The organism is Nodularia harveyana UHCC-0300 (assembly GCF_034931085.1).
Lineage (GTDB): Bacteria > Cyanobacteriota > Cyanobacteriia > Cyanobacteriales > Nostocaceae > Nodularia > Nodularia harveyana.
In genome coordinates this window covers 44,361-66,563 of record NZ_JAYGHG010000017.1, presented here as the reverse complement: position 1 = coordinate 66,563, position 22,203 = coordinate 44,361, and the positions used below count along the sequence as shown (strand labels likewise).

At 41.5% G+C, this 22,203-nt stretch carries 17 protein-coding genes; 9 read left to right on the top strand and 8 right to left on the bottom strand.

Annotated features, from left to right (window positions below):
* Positions 1 to 9 precede the first annotated feature (9 nt).
* Both VB620_RS11860 and VB620_RS11855 read right to left on the bottom strand, forming a co-directional pair.
* Positions 10 to 1,332 (bottom strand): sensor histidine kinase, encoded by a 1,323-nt coding sequence (locus VB620_RS11860; RefSeq protein ID WP_323196358.1) that lies wholly within the window; start codon positions 1,330 to 1,332, stop codon positions 10 to 12.
* A gap of 19 nt (positions 1,333 to 1,351) precedes the next feature.
* The gene (locus tag VB620_RS11855; RefSeq protein WP_323196357.1) at positions 1,352 to 2,029 is read right to left on the bottom strand and encodes a response regulator transcription factor; all 678 of its coding nucleotides are present in this window, start codon (positions 2,027 to 2,029) and stop codon (positions 1,352 to 1,354) included.
* Positions 2,030 to 2,495: 466 nt separating this feature from the next.
* Here VB620_RS11855 and VB620_RS11850 point away from each other — a divergent pair, with 466 nt between their 5' ends.
* Complete coding sequence (locus VB620_RS11850; RefSeq protein ID WP_323196356.1) at positions 2,496 to 3,095, top strand: PepSY-associated TM helix domain-containing protein; 600 nt, start codon at positions 2,496 to 2,498, stop codon at positions 3,093 to 3,095.
* A gap of 49 nt (positions 3,096 to 3,144) precedes the next feature.
* A complete protein-coding gene (locus VB620_RS11845; protein ID WP_323196355.1) occupies positions 3,145 to 4,320 on the top strand; it encodes a DUF4336 domain-containing protein in 1,176 nt (391 codons plus the stop codon).
* Between the two features lie 65 nt (positions 4,321 to 4,385).
* On the opposite strand, the gene VB620_RS11840 is transcribed toward VB620_RS11845, so the two are convergent.
* Positions 4,386 to 5,738: a helix-hairpin-helix domain-containing protein gene (locus VB620_RS11840; protein WP_323196354.1), complete on the bottom strand. Its 1,353-nt coding sequence runs from the start codon at positions 5,736 to 5,738 to the stop codon at positions 4,386 to 4,388.
* A 627-nt stretch (positions 5,739 to 6,365) separates the two neighbouring features.
* Between VB620_RS11840 and rpsD the strand changes: the two genes are divergently transcribed.
* On the top strand, positions 6,366 to 6,974 hold the full coding sequence (rpsD, locus tag VB620_RS11835) for a 30S ribosomal protein S4 (RefSeq protein ID WP_323196353.1): 609 nt from the start codon (positions 6,366 to 6,368) through the stop codon (positions 6,972 to 6,974).
* 189 nt (positions 6,975 to 7,163) lie between these two features.
* Here the strand turns inward: rpsD and moaA are convergent, their stop codons facing one another.
* The 4 genes from moaA to kdpA all read right to left on the bottom strand — a co-directional run bounded on the left by moaA (position 7,164) and on the right by kdpA (position 12,831).
* Positions 7,164 to 8,150 carry a GTP 3',8-cyclase MoaA gene (moaA, locus tag VB620_RS11830; RefSeq protein ID WP_323196352.1) on the bottom strand — a complete coding sequence of 329 codons (987 nt, stop codon included), beginning with the start codon at positions 8,148 to 8,150 and terminating at the stop codon, positions 7,164 to 7,166.
* Positions 8,151 to 8,159: 9 nt separating this feature from the next.
* Entirely contained in the window at positions 8,160 to 8,753 is a 594-nt protein-coding gene (gene kdpC, locus VB620_RS11825; protein ID WP_323196351.1) for a K(+)-transporting ATPase subunit C, read from the bottom strand.
* A 182-nt stretch (positions 8,754 to 8,935) separates the two neighbouring features.
* The gene (gene kdpB / locus VB620_RS11820) at positions 8,936 to 11,038 is read right to left on the bottom strand and encodes a potassium-transporting ATPase subunit KdpB (protein ID WP_323196350.1); all 2,103 of its coding nucleotides are present in this window, start codon (positions 11,036 to 11,038) and stop codon (positions 8,936 to 8,938) included.
* A gap of 107 nt (positions 11,039 to 11,145) precedes the next feature.
* Complete coding sequence (gene kdpA, locus VB620_RS11815) at positions 11,146 to 12,831, bottom strand: potassium-transporting ATPase subunit KdpA (RefSeq protein ID WP_323196349.1); 1,686 nt, start codon at positions 12,829 to 12,831, stop codon at positions 11,146 to 11,148.
* 798 nt (positions 12,832 to 13,629) lie between these two features.
* Between kdpA and VB620_RS11810 the strand changes: the two genes are divergently transcribed.
* Positions 13,630 to 13,998, top strand: coding sequence for a hypothetical protein (locus tag VB620_RS11810; protein ID WP_323196348.1), 369 nt, complete (start codon positions 13,630 to 13,632; stop codon positions 13,996 to 13,998).
* 63 nt (positions 13,999 to 14,061) lie between these two features.
* Here the strand turns inward: VB620_RS11810 and priA are convergent, their stop codons facing one another.
* A complete protein-coding gene (gene priA / locus VB620_RS11805) occupies positions 14,062 to 16,650 on the bottom strand; it encodes a primosomal protein N' (RefSeq protein WP_323196347.1) in 2,589 nt (862 codons plus the stop codon).
* 793 nt (positions 16,651 to 17,443) lie between these two features.
* Here priA and VB620_RS11800 point away from each other — a divergent pair.
* The 5 genes from VB620_RS11800 to VB620_RS11780 all read left to right on the top strand — a co-directional run bounded on the left by VB620_RS11800 (position 17,444) and on the right by VB620_RS11780 (position 22,136).
* Entirely contained in the window at positions 17,444 to 18,613 is a 1,170-nt protein-coding gene (locus tag VB620_RS11800) for an RpoD/SigA family RNA polymerase sigma factor (protein WP_323196346.1), read from the top strand.
* Between the two features lie 319 nt (positions 18,614 to 18,932).
* Positions 18,933 to 19,427, top strand: coding sequence for a GNAT family N-acetyltransferase (locus tag VB620_RS11795; protein ID WP_323196369.1), 495 nt, complete (start codon positions 18,933 to 18,935; stop codon positions 19,425 to 19,427).
* A 105-nt stretch (positions 19,428 to 19,532) separates the two neighbouring features.
* Complete coding sequence (petJ, locus tag VB620_RS11790) at positions 19,533 to 19,865, top strand: cytochrome c6 PetJ (RefSeq protein ID WP_323196345.1); 333 nt, start codon at positions 19,533 to 19,535, stop codon at positions 19,863 to 19,865.
* A gap of 106 nt (positions 19,866 to 19,971) precedes the next feature.
* Entirely contained in the window at positions 19,972 to 20,871 is a 900-nt protein-coding gene (locus VB620_RS11785) for a tetratricopeptide repeat protein (RefSeq protein ID WP_323196344.1), read from the top strand.
* Positions 20,872 to 21,221: 350 nt separating this feature from the next.
* A complete protein-coding gene (locus VB620_RS11780; RefSeq protein WP_323196343.1) occupies positions 21,222 to 22,136 on the top strand; it encodes a magnesium transporter in 915 nt (304 codons plus the stop codon).
* The last annotated feature ends 67 nt before the right edge of the window (positions 22,137 to 22,203 follow it).

Here is a 22,203-nt window from a genome sequence, read left to right as displayed (position 1 = left end):
ACCAGTAACTCAAATTACTGGTAACTTTACCAGAAAACAACTTCCCCGCCCCAATTTACTCGTCACGGAAACTTCACCACCATGAGCATGAGTAATTGATTGGACAATAGCTAAACCCAAACCCGAACCACCTTGACGGCGAGAACGAGCTTTATCTCCTCGCCAAAAGCGGTTAAATACTAAGGGTAGATATTCAGGAGCAATCCCAATACCAGTATCCACCACCTCAATGACGACAAAATTATCCCTTCTCACCATGCTCACATTAATTAAACCTTGATTGGGAGTATATTGGAGAGCATTTTCTAGTAAATTTCCAAATAATCTTTGTAACTGGTGTGCGTCTCCCTTAATCCATACACCATCAATGACATCAGCCTCCAGGGTAACTTGTTGAGATTGTGCTACCGACCTTAAACTCTCAACGACATCAAACAAAATCTCATCTACAGGTATGGGAATTGCTGTTTTTTCAAGACTTGTAGATGCACCACCGCTTCTAGCTAACAAGAGTAAATCCTCCACCAAACAAGTCATCTGCGCTGTTGCTGAATGTATAATTTCAATTTTCTTGACATCATGGGGATGAATACGTTCTGGATGACTTTGTAGCACTTCTACAGTTGTTTTAATCGCCGTTAGGGGGCTGCGTAACTCATGGGAGGCATCAGCAGTAAACTGTTGTAATTGCTGAAAACTTTGCTCAATAGGTTGTAATGATTTACCAGTTAACCATGAACCAGTAACAGCAATTAAAACCAGGCCAAAAATCCCGCCAAAACCCAAACCTGTTAACAGTCTATCCAGTTCTTCTTTAACTTCCACAGTTGAGGTACTGACACGCACATAACCCAAAAGCTCTTGATTTTTTCCCGACGCATATACCGGAATAGTTAATGTCCTCATGCCATTTTGCTGCCATGAGTGAAAATTATTAACTAACGGTATTTGGGGAAATTGCTTTCCAGCTTTTCCTAATAATTGCTGCTGGGGGTTAAACCACTCTACACTCTGGTGATAGATGCGTAAATCTTGCCAAGGTATATCTAGATCCCCATCATCATCTAAAACGCGCGGCATCTTCCGATATATAGCGGTTTTATCCCCTTCAATAGCAGTTAAACTGTGAGATGCTGCATCCGCTAAGGTCAATAACTGCCTATCTAATTGCTTACTAAAACTATAAGCACAAAAATTATAGACTACAACAGATGATAGTCCCATCACCACCATCATCGCTACTAAATAAGATAAAAGTAGTCGCCCACCAGTGGCGCGAAACTGGGGATTAGCTAAAATAGCCCACTGTCCAGGTAAAATCAATTTCCTCATAGCAAACCTACTTTTTTCCCTAGAGGTTTTGCTTAAGCCGATACCCCAGACCGTAAACAGTTTCGATAAAATCATGTTTTGCTCCTGCGGCTTTGAGTTTTTGACGAATTCCCCGAATATGCACTTTTACGGTGTCTTCATTAGGTGGGTCAATGGATGACCAGATATGGTCAATAATTTGATAACGATTGAGAATATGTCCGTTATTACGCAGAAATAATTCTATTAATTGGTATTCTTTAGGTGTCAGGGATAATAATTGTTTTTGATAAGTGACAGTACAATTTGCGGGATCAAGCAAAAGTTCACCCCACTCTAACAAAGGTGATAGGTGTGCATTGCCACGTCGTAACAAAGCCCGGATACGTGCTAATAATTCCTTTAAATCAAAAGGTTTGATCACGTAGTCATCAGCACCTGCATCTAAACCCATAACTTTATCAGTACTGCTATCTTTTGCCGTCAACATCAGCGCTGGTGTACTATAGTTATGTTTACGTAATTGTTGGCAAAGTTCTATCCCATTAATTTTGGGCAACATCACATCAAGCAGGATTAAATCATAATTGAATGCTGTGATCAAATCCCATGCTTCTTCGCCATCAGCAGCTAGGTCAATGGCATAGTTATTATCAGTTAAAGCTTCTGCAAGAGATGAAGCAATCCTCTCATCATCTTCAACTAATAAAATTTTCATGGCACTATTACCTGAATATTAATTTCTACTAAGTAATACCAATTATTTGTGAGGCTGCATATTATTTTGACCCCCCTAAACTACAAAAATCCAGTTCCCTCCTCGCTTGCGGGGAGGGTTAGGGAGGGGTTCTTTCTGTGCGTCTTTATATGAAATTGGTATAAGGTTATTTATTATTAATTTGGAAAAATAATCTTAATTATCAGGACTTACGCAACAATTGCCAAAAGTCTTGATTTATCCAACCGCCAAGCCGCCAAGAACGCCAAGAAAACGTAGATTATGCGTAAGTCCTAATTATAACATCAGAATTTTCTGTGTAATCAGACATCTTTCCGAGTTCTTTACCTTTGTTGTTTTATCATCAAAATCAGTTTGGTACTAAATAGCTTCTTGATTGTGGAGAGATCAGCATTTTTCCAGATCCAAACTCAGAAATGTTGTATTGATTACAGGGATGATTATCATGGTTAATACGAATCAGCCTCGTCAATTTCGGAAACTGCATCGCCAGGTTGCCCCATTATTGTTCATTCCCCTACTGCTGAGTGCGCTGAGTGGTATTGGTTATCGCCTGGGAAGAAGTTGGTTCGGAATGTCTAAGGAAACTGCCAATATTTTCATGGCAATTCACCAAGGTAGTTACCTGGGTAAACCCTTGGTACCAATTTATGTCTTGTTAGTAGGGCTGGGACTTGTGGGATTGGTGATAACTGGATTAACTATGATTCGCAAGTCGAGGAAATCTCGGTCTGGTGGAGGACAATCTCAACTAAATTTCCGCAGGATTCACAGTGTTATAGCCCCAATAATTTTTCTCCCTTTGTTAGTTAGTGCCATTACTGGGATTAGTTACAGTTTGGGTGAAAGGTGGCTGGGATTACCAGAAGAACAAATTGAATTATTGATGACCATTCATCAAGGCAGTTATTTTGGTAGTGTTGGCAAGCCTATTTACGTTTTCTTGATTGGTTTAGGGCTGATAGCTATGCTCTTTACGGGTTTGAGTATGACTGGTATTTTTCGTAAACGTCATTCGCCGGCAGCAAATGAGCAGCAGCAGTAGTAGTAGAGGGTCATAATATGTATGAGGGCATTAAATATGAAGTAAATGGATGCAAACAAGCACTGATAAACAAGATTGGTCATGGCATTTTTGGCCGGCTGTACCACTCTATCCTTACGGTAAGCGGCGGACAATTTGCACCGAAATAGTCAAGGATACCATCTGGACATTTGATCAGCTTCAGGGCATTCTCTACACTGTAGTGCCGATTCGGATGACTGTGGTTAAACTCGCCGCCGGTGGTCTTTTGGTTTATGCGCCAGTGGCTGCGACTGCTGAATGTATCCGTTTAGTTAATCAGTTAGTTAGCCAGCATGGGGATGTTAAATATATTATTCTGCCAACTAGTTCTGGTTTAGAACACAAAGTTTTTGTGGGTCCTTTTGCCAGACGCTTTCCCCAAGCACGGGTTTTTGTGGCTCCCCATCAATGGAGTTTCCCGGTAAATTTGCCGTTGAGTTGGCTGGGTTTTCCGGCAAAACGCACTCAGGTACTTCCAGAAGATAGTAGTAAAAGTCCTTTTGCGGATGATTTTGATTATCAGATACTGAATATTAACTTGGGACGGGGTTCCTTTGTGGAAGTGGCATTTTTTCACAGGCGATCGCACACTTTACTACTAACCGACTCTATACTGTCTGTACCAGAGGAACCACCAGCTATTACCCAATTAGACCCCTACCCCTTACTGTTTCATGCTAGGGATCATGCTACCGAGGCGATCGCCGACCATCCAGAAAATCGCCGCAAAGGATGGCAACGTATTTCCCTATTTGCCATTTATTTTCGTCCCCATTCCCTGGAAACCACTGGATTAAGGCAAATGTTCAGCGACGCTTTCCACGCGCCACAACATTCTCCACAGGCTTACTTTGGTTTATTTCCCTTTCGGTGGCGAGATGATTGGCAAAAATCATTCCAAATCCTCCGCAGTCATGGACGTGTATTTGTCGCCCCCATCCTCCAAATTCTCATTCTCCCTCAAGGACCAAAAGAAGTCCTGATCTGGGCAGATAAAGTTGCAACTTGGGACTTTCAGCAAATCATCCCCTGTCATTTTGATTCGCCTATTTCCGCCACTCCCCATCAATTCCGCCAAGCATTCAACTTTCTAGAAAAACAACCCGCCTCAAATCAGCCTCTGCTAGAGGAAGATATGCAATTCATCAGGGAACTTGAGGCCAATCTCCGTAAACAGGGAATCGCCACGCCACCTAAAGAGTAGGGAGTGTGGGGAAAGAGGCAGGGGGGCAGGGAGTAGGGGGCAGGGGGGAAGTTTTTTACCAATGACTAATTAATCAGAGGTTCTAAATGAGCCGTAAATCTGGCATTTTGCAAAGCTTGAACAGTAATCCGAGAATCTTGCACACGAAATTGCCAACCAAAACGCACCAACTGACGCGAATTTTCTGATTGTACAATTCCAATCACCGGCATATTTGCCTTTTCCTTATCCCCGGACTGTTCTTGTAAAATTGTTTGCAAACGGCGTAATTCTTCAATGTCACGCGCTTGTTGAGGATTTAACTCCACCATCACCATTTTCACCGTTTCCACTGGTTCCACATCTTCCACAATCAGTTGAGTTTGGTCATCTCTTCGGTCTACTTTACCCCAAATAATTAACCTCACATCAACTTGGAGTTGCTCACTGATGCGTTCATAGGTTTTGGGAAAAACAACCGCTTCCGATTGTCCAGTTAGATCTTCAATTTGCAAAATTGCCATTTGCGCGCCTTTTTTGGTCACGACTTTTTTGACATTATTCAGCATGATCACCGCACAAATTTTAGTGTCTTCCCTTTGTTCATTCAGTTGTGACAGGTTAATGGGACTCAGGACTGATGCGGCTTTGGTTAAAGATTTTAAAGGATGATCGGAAACATAAAACCCCAGTAATTCTTTTTCCATGCGTAACTTTTCCTGGGGGGGGAAATCTCCTACAGGGTCAGCTTTGGGAACCACATCAAAATTATTATTTGTTGTCTGAGTGTTTGGATCAGCAAAATTATCGCCACCTGCAAAATCAAAAAGATTTCCTTGACCGCTAGCCCTATCTTTATCACGGGATTGCGCCCAATCGTAAACCAATGCTAAATCACAAATTAACTGTTGGCGGTTGGCTTCAATTTTGTCAAAAGCCCCGCAGTGAATCAATGATTCTACAGTCCGACGGTTAACAGCACGCAAATCCACGCGATCGCAAAAATCAGCCAGGGATTCAAATTCACCGCCCTCATTTCTCGCTAACAAAATAGAGGCGATCGCATTTTGTCCCACATTCCGCACTGCCGTGAATCCAAACAAAATCTTCTTAGCTGCTGGTGTAAAATCTAGACCAGAGCGATTGATATCCGGTGGATCGATGACAATACCCATACTGGCGCAGTTATTAATATACTTTTGCACCTTATCCGTATCACCACTGTTAGCCGTCAACAGCGCCGCCATATACTCCAAGGGATAATTAGCTTTTAAATATGCGGTTTGATAAGTGACATATCCATAAGCCGTGGAGTGGGATTTATTGAAACAATTGGAGGCTATCAAACCATTTTTAATCGCAAAATTATGGTCACGCTTCACTCCAATGTCATAAACATTTTCTCGACCGACAAATTTACGCGCAGTGATTTTAACCATGTTTACAGAGATTGGGGATTGCACTTCGACTACGCTCAGTGTAAAGGGATTGGGGATTGGGGTAAAAAATAAAATATTTTTAGTATCCCAGCATCTATTAAAATAGGACTCACGCAAGAACTCTCACTTCGACAAGTGTTACAGTGAGCCTGTCGAACTGCTCAGTGACCACTAAAACCCTCTTAACTTAGTGTCCTTAGTGGTTTGTTTCTTCATAATTCTGCGTAAAGCCTGTAAAAGTAGTGAGTGGCCTTTCATAATAATTGTAGCCCTCAACACTTCCCGATACTGCCGATGCTCAAGGATTTTTGGCAGAGGGATTGATGCGGAAGCGAATGGTGTTAATATAGTCAAAATATAAGATAAGTAGACAGCGTAAAAAGTATTTCCGAGGTGAAATACTATGCGATCGCGCAGCCTACGTAACTAAATAAACGCAAAAAACCGGTTTGTTAAAGTACGGCAGGACAGTCCGGATTTTATGCTTGGGAAGAAAATGCCTCAACTTTGACAGTAATTGTCGAAGTCAGCAGATTCACATAACCAAGAATTTCCTGATTTATAATCAGGAAAGTGTCAAAATTGAATGTCTAGTTAAAAGTTAACAGGATTAGATTAAGGAAACTCATGTCCCGATACAGAGGGCCACGCCTCAGAATTGTACGTCGCTTAGGCGAATTGCCAGGATTAAGTCGTAAAACTGCTAGACGAGCCTATCCACCAGGCCAACATGGTCAGAACCGTAAAAAACGTTCTGAGTATGGAGTTCGTTTAGAAGAAAAGCAAAAGATTCGGATGAACTACGGTTTAACCGAAAAGCAACTGTTACGTTACGTGCGTAAAGCTAGACGCGTGACTGGTTCTACCGGACAAGTGCTGCTCCAAATGCTAGAAATGCGCTTGGATAATACCGTTTTTCGCTTGGGTATGGCTCCCACCATTCCAGCAGCTCGTCAGTTGGTAAATCACGGCCATGTAACAGTTAATGGTAAGCGAGTTGATATTGCTAGTTACCAATGTCGTCCCGGTGAAGTAGTTGCAATCAGAGACCGCGAAGCTTCTCGGAAGTTAGTAGAAGCCAATTTACAATATCCTGGTTTAGCTAATCTCCCCAGTCATCTGGAATTTGACAAAGCTAAGTTGACTGGTAAAGTTAACAGCGTCATTGAGAGAGAATGGGTAGCTTTACAAGTGAATGAACTACTTGTTGTGGAATACTACTCACGTCAAGCCTAGTTATTTAACTATATACTTACCCCAGCCCCTTTCCTGACTCAGGAGAGGGGAGTTTTTTTATGGACTGGGTATTGGGTATTCGGTATTGGAAATCTTTCCCCCACATTCCCCACACCTCCCACACTCCCACACCTCCCACACTCCCCACACTCCCCACACCTCCCACACTCCCACACCCTGCCTCTTCTATTAACCACCAATTTGGGACATAGTACGGCTGTAAACACCGGTAGTACCAGAGTCGCGCTCTTTAAAGTTAATATCTGGCTTAATTGCTAATAACTGTCTGACTTGTTCTTGTAGTTGGTCGGTGCTAGTACCAGCACGTAGCGCCGTTTTTAAATCAATTTGTCCAGCTTCATTGAGTAAACAGGGACGCAACCAACCATCAGCAGATAAGCGCATCCGGTTACAGCGATCGCAAAAACATTCTGACATTTGACTAATAAATCCCAGGGTTCCCTTCGCGCCGGGAATTTGAAAGACATCAGCAGGGCCAGCCCCACAAACTTGAGATGTTGTCAAGCCCCAGCGATCGCGGATACGTTGGCGCAATTCTTCGGAAGATATCCAACCGCGATCGCCAAAAAAATCCCCATTCCCAATCGGCATAAACTCAATAAACCTGACGTGCCACCGTTTGTCAATTGTTAACGCCGCTAAATCCAGAATTTCATGATCATTCACCCCAGGAATCACCACTACATTCAGCTTTAGAGGGTCAAAGCCTACGCCATAAGCCGCTTGAATCCCTTCCCAAACCTGTTCCCAACGCGATCGCCCACCATTCCCGATCATTTGGTTAAAGGTGTCTGAATCTAGAGAATCCAGGCTAATATTTATCCGCCGTAAACCAGCATCATAGAGGTTTTGGGCTTGGGGGGCTAATAAAAAGCCATTGGTAGTTATGGAGATGTCTTGAGTTTGGGGTAAAGATGCGATCGCCCCCACCAACTCCGCAACACCAGGACGAAGCAACGGTTCCCCACCCGTCAACCGAAACCGCGTAAAACCCACAGGTATAAATACCTCTTCAATCAGCCTCAGAAACTCCTGATTAGTTAATAATTGTTCCTTCAGGAGATAATCAAATTCTACCCCCTCTGGCATACAGTACTGACAACGAAAATTGCAGCGATCGATAAGGCTAATTCGGAGATAGTCCACCTGATTCATTTTTGCTGTTTATAATCGGTTAACATCTTGCAAATCAAGAGCATAATTCAATCGCAGCAGATTCACTCCTGGCTCACCAAAAATCCACAAAAATCTTCTATCAGTATAGAGATTAATTAAACGTAGTATCTCATCCTCTTCAATATTACGAGCGCCAGCCACTCGACTCAGCTGCTGGAAGGTTGCTCTCAGCGAAATATGTGGGTCTAAGCCAGAACCAGAACTATAAATCAACTCCGCCAGGGGTTGAATGTTCTCCTCTTGTAATTCATTTGCTTCTTCCATAATTCGCTCTAGCAGTGCTGGATTACTAGGAGCCAGATTACTAGCACCAGAGATACCAGTGGGGCTAGCCTGTTCTCCTTGGCTATATCTCACAGCACTGGGGCGACCGTGAAAATAAGCATCCGATGTAAACGTCTGACCAATTAAAGTAGAACCAATTGCTTGTGCTTCTACATTCAACAAGACGCTGCCATTAGCTTGAAATGGAAAAAAGGCTTCCCCCACGATTAAAATTGCTAAAGGATAGATCATTGCCGTTATTAACCACAGCACCAGAGTCATGCGAATAGCAGTGATACTTTCTCGAATAAAAGTCATAAAATTTTCTATATAGCAGGGAACAGGGAACAGGGAATAGGGAATAGCACTTCGGCTTACTTCGACTTCGCTCAGTACAAGCCGCTCAGTGTCCGGGAATAGGCTCGAAACTCGCTAATTGTCAGGGTTTAATTATCTTGTTCTGTCATAAAATCTTTGGCGGTTGCTATAACTGCGAATTTCTAAACTATCCCTGTAATAGCAATTAGCACATCTATTAATTTAATAGCGATAAAGGGTATAAGTAGCCCACCCAAACCATAAATTACCAGATGGCGTTGTAACAGTTCATTAGCTGTCAAAGACTTTAACTGTACACCTTTCAAAACCAAAGGAATAAAAGCCGGAATAATCAAAGCATTATAAATAAGTGTCGATAATACAGCCGAATTAGTGCTAGACAAATTGATGATATTCAAACTTTGTAGATTAGCATCAACCAAGATCAAAGGGATAATTGCAAAGTATGTGGCAATACTATTAGCCAGGGAAAATATAGTTAAAACCCCACGAGTAATTAGTAATTGTTTACCAATACTCATGATATCGATCAGCTTCGTGGGATCAGAATCCAAATCAATGATGTTAGCGGCTTCTTTAGCGGCTGGAGTACCTGTATTCATGACAACGCCAACATTTGCTTTTGCAAGTGCAGGAGCATCATTAGTGCCGTCTCCTGTCATGACCACCACTTGTCCTCCGGCTTGTTGTCTCTGAATAACGCTGACTTTATCCTCTGGTGTAGCTTCAGCAATAAAATTATTCACCCCGGCTTCTTTAGCAATCACAGATGCGGTAATTTGGTTGTCGCCAGTCAGCATAATAGAATTGATTCCCATCTGGCGTAACTGCTGAAAACGCTCACGGATACCGGGTTTAATAATATCTTTCAGATAAATCAGACCATAAATTTCGTTATCTAGACAAACTGCTAGAGGTGTACCTCCTTGCTGGCAAATCCTTTCATAAGCAGCATTTAGTTCTGGGGGTTCCTGTCCATTGCGGAGACGGATAAATTCTCTAATTGCACCTACTGCTCCCTTACGGGCTTCACGTCCCCCAGGCAGGTTTGTACCACTCATCCGGGTAGTCTCGGAAAATTCCACCCCCACGGCTTGGTTGGAATCAAAATCAAATCCTCCGCCATAGTTTTGTGCCATGCGGATAATTGATTTACCTTCAGGTGTATCATCAAAAACACTGGCAGTCAAAGCAATCTTAGCCATTTCCTGTAATGAGTAGCCATTCAGGGGGATAAACTCTTCAGCCAAGCGATTTCCCAAAGTGATTGTGCCTGTTTTGTCGAGAATCAGGGTATTGACATCGCCACAGGTTTCTATTGCTGCTCCAGAACTGGCAATAATATTAAGCTGGGCAACTCTATCCATTCCAGCAATGCCAATGGTACTTAATAATCCGCCGATGGTAGTGGGAATCAGCGCTACTAATAGGGCGATCAAAATTGGCGGGCTGAGGGGAATTTGGACATAGTAAGCAAATACGGCTAAAGTAACCACAACCAAGAGACAGACTAAGCTCAAAACTGTGAGTAAGAGTGTCAAAGTAATTTCATTGGGTGTTTTGCGGCGTTTTTTCCCCTCTAATAAAATAATCATTTGATCAATAAACCCTTGATCTGGGTCAGCTGTGAGGCGGATAATCAGTTCATCGGAAAGAATCCGCGTACTACCGATCACCGAACCGGCAACATTCGGCCCTGATTCTTTAAGAATGGGGACTGTTTCCCCGGTAATAGCTGATTCATCCACCGAGGCTACACCCATGATCACTTTGCCATCAGCAGGAATGATATCCCCGGCGACTAAGTAGATGGTGTCACCTTGTTTGAGGGTGGTGGAAGAAACTTCGGAAATTGTGCCATCGGCTGCCAGTTTTTTGACAATTGTTTTTGATTTGTTGGCTCGTAAGGCATCGGCTTGGGCTTTACCCCTTCCTTCGGCTAATGCTTCGGCAAAATTAGCCAGCCAAACTGTGAGAAATAAAATTCCTGTTAATAAGCCGTTAAAAAGTTGGGGGTGATTCTCTGGGGCTGACCCTAATAAGTTGGGAGCAATGGTGAATACTAGGGTGATAAGTGTCCCTAGCCAAACCAAAAACATGACTGGATTTTTAATTGCATACTGGGGATGCAGCTTAATAAAAGCATCTCTGATGGCTCTGAGATACAGTCTTGTAGTGTTCATTTTCGCTTTTTTCAGGGCTAGGCGGCGATCGCCAGCACTAAAATTTGATGATTTAGCTTCAGAGGTAGGTGCAACGTTCATTTTATTTAGTCATTGGTCATTGGTCATTCAATTTTAGATTTTAGATTTTGGATTTTGGATTATACTGCAATCTAAAATACTCCCCACACCTCCCACACTCCCCACACTTAACTACCGGCGGCTAGTTTAAAACCTTCGGCAATGGGGCCTAAAATCAAGACGGGAAAGAAAGCCAACATTCCCAGAATTACCACTAATCCAGCTGTAGCAGTGGTAAATAATAGCGAATCTGTTTTGAAGCTGCTGGGGGTAGCTTGGATTAAGGGTTTACGAGACATACCCTCAGATAAGAGTAAAATGGCCATCATCGGAATGTAGCGCCCAGCAAACATACTGAAACAAGTACTTAAATTCCACCATAGCGTGGTGTTATTTAATCCCTTTAAACCAGAGCCATTGTTTGCACCAGCTGAGGCATACTCATAAACTACTTGGGAAATGCCGTGAAAACCAGGGTTGGTAATTCCAGATAGGGAGAGAGGATAAGCCAATGTAATGGCACTGGGAATTAAAACCACAATGGGATAAATCAGCAGCACCAAACTCGCCAGGATGATTTCTCGGCGTTCAATTTTACGTCCTAAAAATTCTGGTGTACCTCCGACGATTAACCCCGCCAAAAATACGGTCAAAATCAGATAAATAAATAGGTAAGCTGTGCCAATTCCCTGTCCTCCCCAAATCATCCGCAGAAATAAGTTAAATAAAGTCGAAAATAGTCCTTCTGGCATCAAGGAATCATGCATCCCGTTCACAGCACCGCAAGCGGTAGCAGTAGTTATGACTGCCCAAAGTGCTGTTTGTACTGCACCGAGTCGAATTTCTTTACCCTCTAAATTCGCTTGTTCTAATCCCAATGTGCCGTTAATCAGCAGATTACCTTGTTGTTCTGCGCTCACTGTTACGGAAATCAGAATGACAAAGACGACAAATACCATCCAGAATAACAGCCAAGCCTGTTTGATATTTTTAGCAAATATGCCGTAGGTGTAAATTAAGGATGTGGGAATGGCAATCATGGCGATGATTTCGATTAAATTAGCCGCACCATTGGGGTTTTCATAGGGGTGGGCTGAGTTAACGCCAAAAAAACCGCCGCCGTTATCACCCAACATTTTAATCATCTCAAAGGAGGCAACTGGCCCTCTAGGAATATATTGTGTTCTGCCCTCTAAGGTTTGCACTACTAGGGTTCCATCTAATGTTTGGGGGACACCACAGATCACTAAGGCGATCGCCCCTATGATTGAAATAGGTAATAATATTCTGGTGATAGCACGGGTCAGATCGACGTAAAAGTTACCCAGTTTTTTGCCTGTCAAGCCTCGAATAAACGCAATTCCTACCGCTAAACCGGTGGCGGCTGAGGTGAACATCAAAAAGCCCACAGCTGCTACTTGGCTAAAATAACTCAAGGTTGTTTCCCCGGAGTAGTGTTGCTGCCCAGTATTCGTGATAAATGAAACAACTGTGTGCAGTAATATATCCCAGCTAGGCGCATCAAAGCTATTGGGATTCCAGGGTAGTAATCTCTGATAAAAGATGAGCAAGTATACTAAAATACCCATAATCAGGTTACTGTACAATACTGCCCGAATATATTGCCAAGCTGTCAAATCATCTTTAGTCCGAACACCTGCTAAAACGAAAAAACTCCGTTCTATGGGGTTCATTAAGAAGTCAAGTATTGTTCTTTCTCCCAAGAACACACGCGCCATGTATCTTCCCAAAATTGGCACGATTGCGATCGCAATACACAGCGTGAAGCTGATTTGCAAAAAACCTTGTCCCATCTATTTAGTATTCAATTCTAGTTGAATGATAAAATTTACACATATTAAACAAATTACTCGAAGATTAGATCACGAGCAGTTGCGTAATTTCTCCTATCTATAACCTCAATCAATTTTTTTTGGATCTTATTACTATTTTTCATATTCTTTCTCAACTTTCAGTCAAAAATACGTAAATTTTATGCTCATATTACTGGTTAATATGACTTGGTTATACAATAAAAACCGCAAATTTGCTAATGGTAACTATCTAATAAAATAAGATATATTTATGACATTAATTATGAATTTTGTATATATTGACACTAAATATTATCCAAAGTCCTCAAATCAAATCAAAGTTAGCTAAAAATTATATGACATATTGACCTTGAGGCGTAAGCTTCTTGGGTAACAATCTTTTGAGCCTTTTCATAAATTTGATCATCATTTCCCTGTGAAGCTGTATTTGAGGTGGAGTTTGGTAAGTGTGCTAAGTGTGGGGAGTAAAGAATTTTGGATTTTGGAGAAAGCGATTTTAGATTGTAGTCTAATCCAAAATCTAAAATCTAAAATCTAAAATTGATTGACTAATGACTAATGTTAACTTATATGGATTAATTGCTAAATAAATATGAGGAAAATTAGCAATAAGATATTGTCGATTATATAAAGTTTATGAAGGGGTGAACGGACGTTAAATTAAAACGTCATGTGGTCTGGCGTAACTGAGAAGTTGAATTTTATGCTTAGGTAATTATCTGACAACCATTCAGCTTCCTTGAGGTTTTAACTCTTTTGAATAATGCCAGAGTTACTATGTATCAACCATATTTATCTCCCGATGATTTGCCATCTAATAAAACAATGCAAATGAGTGGGATTTGGCTAACGCAATTAGAAGAAGCTACTAAAAAAAGCTTTTTCTTAGGGTGTAAGCGTAATGTACGTATTTTGTTATCCAGTTGTCACTGGTATTTCAAGGTAAATAGCGGCATTCTCATGTTAATTTTGGTCTGTCATGATATTCCCAGTTATCAGCATATTATGACAACTGTTCCTTATTTAGCCGATAAGTTGAAAGGATTTACTAACCAAGGGAAAATTAGTGTTAGTTCTCCAGTGAATGAAGGTATACCGTGGATGGTTAATATCAATGAAATATGGACTGGGGAAGATTCCATTTAGGATTTAAACACATTACAGTTACCACTCCTGTAGAGACGTTTTATGAAATGTCTCTACTAAAATTTACATGATATTTAATGGGTCTACATCTAGAGTTAAACTGACAGAATCAGGACAAAGCGATCGCACATAATCCCAATCAGGTAAATTTGGTAAAGTCTGGGGATCAAACTTGAGCAATATTTGCCAACGATAACGGTTAGCTACCCGCACTATACTAGCTGGGGCTGGGCCGAGAATATCAAATCCCTCGCTAGAACTTAAAGCCGTGGCGATAATTTGCGCTGTGTTTTGGACTTGAATGGGATCTAAACTACTCAAGCGCAATAAAATTAACCGTCCATAGGGGGGATAATTGAGCGCTTGGCGTTCTTCTAATTCAGTTTCGGAAAAAGACTGATAATCATGTTGTTGTACCGCCCCAATGACTGGATGCTCTGGGGTATAAGTCTGCATAATTACCCGACCGGGATCATCCCCTCTCCCCGCACGTCCCGCTACTTGAGTTAAAGTTTGAAAAGCTCGTTCACTGGCGCGATAATCTGATAAATGTAGTAAACCATCAGCAGAAACTACACCCACAAGTGTCACCTGGGGTAAGTCTAAACCTTTGGTAATCATTTGTGTTCCTATTAATAAATGGGCTGCACCATTAGCAAATTCAGTCAGCAGGTGACGATGTGAGCCTTTATTACGGGTGGTATCACTATCAAACCGAATATAACTCAATTGGGGAAACTGTTTTGCTAATTCTTGAGCGACGCGCTGAGTCCCGCTACCAAAGAATTTTAAATAAGGTGAACCGCATTCAGGACATTGTGGGGGATGCGATCGCACATAATTACAATAATGACAGCGTAATAATTGCGGCGCTCCTTCTTCAGTCTGGTGATAGGATAGCGACACATCACAATGGGGACATTCCATCACATAGCCGCAACTACGACAAGACACAAAAGTACTGTGTCCCCGGCGATGAATAAATAAAATTCCCTGTTGTTGCTTCTCTTGTAGCTGATGTAACGCTGCTTGTAGTGACCTACTAAATATAGAACGATTTCCCTGCTGTAACTCCAAACGCATATCTACTAACTCCACCGGTGGTAACGGACGGGAGTTGATGCGTTCGGGGAGGGAAAGGTAGTAGGTGTGGGTTAACCTCTCCCCCAACCCCTCTCCTGTTAGGAAAGGGGAGTTAGTTTCATTTTCTCCCATTCCCTTGTAGGGAAGAGAGGTTAGGTCTGCTGTATCCGTGGATATTGAAGCGTTTGTGAGATTTACCCAACTTTCTAAGGAAGGGGTGGCGGAACCGAGAATTAACGGACAATTTTCTAATTCGGCTCGCCATTGGGCGACTGTGCGGGCGTTGTAGGTGGGGATGGGGGAATCTTGTTTAAAACTGCTGTCGTGTTCTTCGTCTAAGATGATTAAACCTAAATTGGGTAAGGGTGCGAAAATGGCGCTACGAGTTCCAATGACAATTTGGGGTTCCCCGGTGAGCATTTGTCGCCAAGTATCATACCGTTCACCGTCAGAAAGGGCGCTGTGATAAACGCTGACTTTACCACCGAAACGAGCGCGGAAACGGTCTGTTAGCTGGGGGGTGAGTCCAATTTCCGGAACTAGAACTAGGGCGGATTTTCCTTGGTTAATTAGGGGTGCGATCGCCTGTAAATATACCTCTGTTTTGCCTGAACCTGTAATCCCATGTAACAAGACTTGAGCAAATCCTTTCAAAGCTTCTATGGTTGTTAAGGCGTTTGCTTGGTGAGGATTTAAAGTTTTCGGTGAATCTGCAATTAATGCTACACCCTGTTCTGTTCGCAATACTTCTTTGTCTTCAATGACAATGTAACCTTTTTGTGCGATCGTCTTCAGGGTGGAAGAACTAGCATGACAAATTTGCAGTAATTCAGTCTGCCATAATTCTCCGCCCCGTCGCCGCAATACTTCTAAAATTTCTCGTTGACGAGTTGTTAAATCACTATCAACGGAACCAATTAAGGTGACAGCTTTTTGTAACTTGGGGCGATTTAGTCGCGGTGGTTCTAAGTAACTTTCTACTAACCCAAATCGTAACAATTCCCGTACACCTTTGTAGGCTGTTTTGACTTTTTGTTGTAAGTATATGAAGCTATAATCTCCTGCTGTTTGACTTTGTAAAAGGTTAAATACTTGTTGGGCTGGAGGAGTGAGAAAAGTTAAAGATGAGGGAATTTCTTCATCTGAAATCAAGCGGATACGACGTTGAGAGCGCCCTAATAACCCCGGCGGTAATGCCACCCGGATCACCTGAATTAAAGGCGTATAGTAATATACAGCCACTCGATTTAATAATTCCCAATAAGTGGTGGGAAAGAAACCTGGGCTGACTATATCTTCAACTTCCTTGATTTTTTCTGGTGGTAAATCAACATTTAGTTCTGTCAATAAACGAATGGCGATCGCACCGACTTTTTGAGTCCCAAAGGGTACACTTAAAATATCACCAGGTTTGATTTTTAACTGCTTTGGTAAGCGATAGGTAAATAATCCCGTGGTTCCTGGGCAGTCAACTAGCACTTCAATCCAGTGCTGCACACTTTCCGACTGGTATGTTTCTCCTGCTTCAGCCACTATTGAATCCAGTAATTTCATGCTATTTTTATACATCTTTTCACTATTATTTGGAGAAATATGTTGTTCACTTTCACTTAGCTATTTAGAGTTAAATCAGCTTCATAAAAGATTTTTATTTTTTAGAGGTAAAATGTAATTGATAATACTTTTATTTCAGATAATACTTGATAAGTTTCCTCTTATGTAATTTACCAGACAATTTTGTTTTAACAAGACATGGCATAAATATTTAAAGTCCGACATAAAAAATCTAGTTATCTTTCCTGAGATGCCTAAAATAGTCTGACTAATTACTAAATAGGACATAATTTTTTTCAGCCCCTTGATAGATATTCAATCCTTTGTGTATATGAGATGCTTTTATACAAATAAATTATTTCAGAAAGATAGACTAGTCAACCCATGTCCTTTAGAAAGCTTTATAAACTAAGCCTTAAACCCAAACCCAGACTATGATTTCTGTAATAATTTCTCACCGATCAAGCTTAAAAACTTATGTATCTTGTAAAAGATTTAAGCTAGAGGGGTATTTACTTGAGTTTTTTATATTTGTTAAGCTGGATAAAGGTTGAGGGCATTTGACAAGTTTGGGTATTAAGAAAAAAATAAGGAATATCTCTGTTGGAACCTGAGAAGATAGTTTTTGGGTGCAGAAACCAGTATTTGTTAGAGGTTCTATCTAGCAGGAGCCAAAAAAATGACAGCGAGGGCATGATTTTCACTAATGAATAAGCAATTAGCAAAAAGATGTATTTTTCTGACAAAGGGGTGCATTTGTTTCTTAGGGAAAACTACCAAGCTTCAAGGAAGCGGCTGTCACTAAATTATGTACCAAACAAAGCAAAAATCCCTAAAGGAAACTATGAACATTGCTGAATTGGGAACAATGGAAATACTGGAAACTACTATCGAGCCAGAAGAAGATTCACTGGAAATATTAGAACCAGTGATAGAGTCGGAACCCCCAATCATGGAAAATCTAGAATCAGATGAACGTGATGGGGATCAAATGGCGGCAGCACGGCCTTCAGGATACAATAAAACTGAGCATGATGATGCTGTAGGCGCGTTTTTCAAGGAAATGGCGCGTTATCCGTTGTTAAAACCCGAAGAAGAGGTAGAGTTAGCGCGGCGAGTCCGGTTTCTGGAGGAATTTAGGGAAATACAAGCTGCTTTGGAGTTAGAACTGGGACAGCCAGCGAGTAAATTACAAGTAGCCGAACACCTAGAAATCACAGAAAAGCAATTAGAAAGTCGTCTATATCAAGGTCGAGTAGCGAAACGCAAAATGATTCGCTCTAACCTGAGATTGGTAGTATCAATTGCTAAAAGATACCTGAATCGAGGCGTACCTTTTCTGGATTTAATTCAAGAAGGCGCAATGGGTTTAAACCGGGCTACAGAAAAATTTGATCCCGATAAAGGTTATAAGTTTTCTACTTACGCTTACTGGTGGATTAGACAAGCAATTACGCGGGCGATCGCCAATGATGCGCGTACTATCCGTTTACCCATCCACATTGTTGAAAAACTTAACAAGCTGAAAAAAGCCCAACGAGAACTCAAACAAAAACTCTGTCGCAATCCCAACGAAGCCGAAATGGCCGAAGCTTTGGAAATTAGCGTCCAACAACTGCGCCAATTACAACAGCTGCGGCGACAAGCTCTTTCTCTCAACCACCGTGTAGGTAAAGAGGAAGACACAGAACTCATGGATTTGCTAGAAGATGAGGATAACTTATCTCCTGAAGCAAAAATGAATGAAAACATGATGCGTCAGGAAATTTGGGATGTTTTGGGAGATGTCCTCACTCCACGGGAAAAAGATGTGATTTCTTTGCGCTACGGTTTGACCACCAGCGAACCCTGTACTTTAGAAGAAGTCGGAAATATGTTCAATTTGTCCCGTGAACGAGTCCGACAAATTCAAAGTAAGGCTATGCGAAAGTTACGCCGTCCTCATATCGCCAAGCGCTTAAAGGGATGGTTAATTTAATTCGTAGTTCGTAATTCGTAATTCGTAATTCGTAATTCGTAATTCGTAATTCGTAATTGTTTTGGGTCAAGGTGGATGACTCAATATTGTGGAGTGGGCATACTTCGACTAGACTTGTACTGAGCCTAGTCCCCCCAGAACAAGTCAGATGCCTGTTCCACAACTGAAACATAATGCACTACTTTAAGCTGTCCACGACCTTAATGATTTTTTTGATGTTCTCTAAGTTCTGAATTATATCTGTAGTTATTAATTTTTAGTCAGAAATTTGACACGATTGACTATAAACTATGGACTGTGGATTATGGATGACGGACTAATGATTTCTCGTAGCGATTTGATTTTGCGTTTTGCTGAACCAGCTGATAGCGAAGCACTATTTGATTTAATTAAAGGACTAGCTGAATACGAAAAATTATCTCACGCCGTCACAGGGAATGCTTTGGATCTTCACGAGCATTTATTTGGCTCACCAAAGTATGTTGAAGCCATATTAGCAGAGTATGCAGGGCAAGCTGTGGGGTTTGCCCTGTTTTTTTCTAATTATTCTACCTTTTTAACTAAGCCTGGTATTTATTTGGAAGATTTGTTTGTTTTACCAGAATATCGCCGTCAAGGGATTGGCAAAGCTCTTTTGTCTAAATTAGCCCAAATAGCTGTAGAACGCAATTGTGGACGCTTGGAGTGGAGTGTATTGGATTGGAATGAATCCGCACAGGCATTTTATCGCAGTATGGGGGCGACTATTTTAGATGATTGGCGCATTTGCCGAGTGACAGAAGACGGGATGCAGCAATTAGCAAATAAAACTTAAGAATAATGAAGTTTGACAGCTTGTCGTTTGACTTGGGCAATTAATTCGACTGACAATAATCATTGGTATTGTACCAAGTCAGCCGTTTTGCAGAGAGAACACGCAATGAGAAAAATTATTTCCCTGCTACTTTTAGGCATAACCATCTTCACCTTTGCCTTTAGTAGCCCAGCTTTAGCATCAGATACAGCCAATGGAGCCAAAATATTTGGTGCTAATTGTGCTAGTTGTCATGTCGGTGGTAAAAATCTGGTTCAAGCTAATAAAAGTTTAAGTAAGAGCGACTTAGAAAAGTACGGTATGTACTCACAGGAGGCAATTGTTACTCAGGTGACAAATGGTAAAAATGCTATGCCTATGTTTCAAGGTCGCTTAAAACCAGAACAAGCGGCAGATGTGGCTGCTTATGTATTGGAACAAGCTGAGAAAGGCTGGTAGTTATTAAGTTTTTTGGTGCGTTCGGGATTGATTCCTGACGCACCGAGTTAAATAGTTATTTTACCCCTGATGGTTACTGCTGCCGAAACTCTCAACTAGGATGCTTATGATTGATTTGTGGCGATTATTTCTGTGTTTATTGCTGGCTATGGTACTGAATTTTGCTGGCAATAATGCATACTCGTTACCTATTGTCAATACCCAAGTGGCAGGAAGTGAGTTGTTAAGTTTTGGTAGAAATAATGTGCAGAGTGGGAATGATCAACAGGATATCGAGAATTTTAAGCAAGGGGAAAATTTGGCTTTAGGCGATCGCTGTTTGGCTGATCTGGAATTACAAGATTACCACCAAGCAATTACACATTGTAATCAAGCCATAAATTTAGCACCACAGAACTTTGAAGCCTATTTGAATAGAGGCATAGCATACTACAGACAAGGGGATGATCCCGCCGCCATTGCTGATTATAACTATGCGATCGCACTTCATCCCGTTGATTTTCGAGCTTACTATAATCGTGGTTTAGCCTATGCAGGTGCGGGAAATTACACCGAGGCGATCGCTAATTACAATTTAGCCTTAACTCAAATTCCCCCCAATACAAGTTCCTGGCTGGCCGATGTATACAATGACAGAGGTTTAGCTCATCTAATTTTACAAAACTTCCCAGCCGCGATCCTGGACTTTAATCGGGCTATTCGCCAAAATCCCCAGGATGATCGCGCTTATTTTAATCGTGGTTGTGCTGATGGGAGAAATAACGATCATCTCAGTGCAATTAATAATTTTTCCCAAGTAATTAAACTTAATCCTAGTCATGCGCCAGCTTATTTGAATCGGGCGATCGCTGAATATCGTTTAGGGTATCATCAACAGGCGATCGCAGACCTCAAACAAGCATCTGATTACTTTAAAAACCAAGGAAAAACCATTTCCCACCAACAAACTTTAGATTTACTCCAGAGGTTGCGCCAAGAACTCCAATTTGTTACCGAAATCGCATGAAATCTATATATTAATTTACTAATATTTATGTCTATATAGAACTCCTATTTGATTTTTGATAGCTTGCGTCGCGTAGCGATACAAAACTCCGTATATCTTGATTCCTTCAGGACTTACGCAACAATTCCAAAAATCTTGATTTATCGAACCGCCAAGCCGCCAAGAACGCCAAGAAAATGTAGATTATGCGTAAGTCCTATCCCTGTTCCCTGTTCCCTACCTCTACGAGTAAATTCAGAAATCAAAGCCGATTACTATAGTAAGAAATATTTAATTACTAGCAAATGTATTGTTCATAATCGTTATCATTGGGATGAGTGAAAAATAAAACGAGTAATCATCCCATACTTATGTATGACTCATTGATAGATTCCTGTGAAGCGTTTGCAACTGGCGAAGAACCTCCGCCGTTATCATTGCAACCAGAAATCACCATCCAGGAGACTAAAGACATATTCAGTCAGCGACAACCCACTGAAATTGCCACTGAAATTACGGAACTTCCTTGTGGTTGGCAAGCTGAAGCCTTTTATAAGCTACCAAGAAATCAGGCGATCGCAGTTTATCAAACTCTCAACACTCATCTCCAACAGCAACTGATAGAAGACTTTCAGAACCAAAACAATTTAAATTTTACTCACGAATTATCCCCTCACGAGCGTAAACAACTATTTAACTTACTCTATATCCCTCAAACTGCACAGGATACCCAGCCAGAAAACAATGACGATGGCGATGATAACCCCCTAGCAATTGTCAAACGCCGCTTAGGTTGGCTATTTATTCTGCTGCTGGCTAGTAGTAGCACTACAGCTGTAATTAAAAGTCAAGAACATATTCTGCAACAAGTAGTTGTACTGGCTAGCTTTATTCCCCTACTCATTGCTTACGGCGGAAACGTCAGCACCCAAACAGCTACAGTCGTCGTCCGCGCACTCTCCCAAACAACTCACGTAAAAACGCTAATTCCGCAAGTGCTTTACCGAGAAATGGCTTCCGGTATAATTCTAGGGGCAATTTTAGGAATACTAGTCACAGGGGAAGCGCTGCTGTTACAAAATAATCCCATGATTGCATTAGTAATTGGCGTGAGCTTATTTACTATTTCAGTTTTAGCCAGTTTCTGCGGTGCAATGCTGCCATTTTTCTTCCAGTTGCTGGGATTTGACCCCGCCTTAATGTCCGCTCCTTTAGGCGCTACTCTGGTGGATGTAGCCGGAATCTTGATTTACCTGCAAATAGCTCGATTGATTTTACACATTTAGCAGAAACGAACCGCAAACCGTCTTCATCTGCGTTTATTTGCGTCCATCTGCGTTCAATTATTCTATG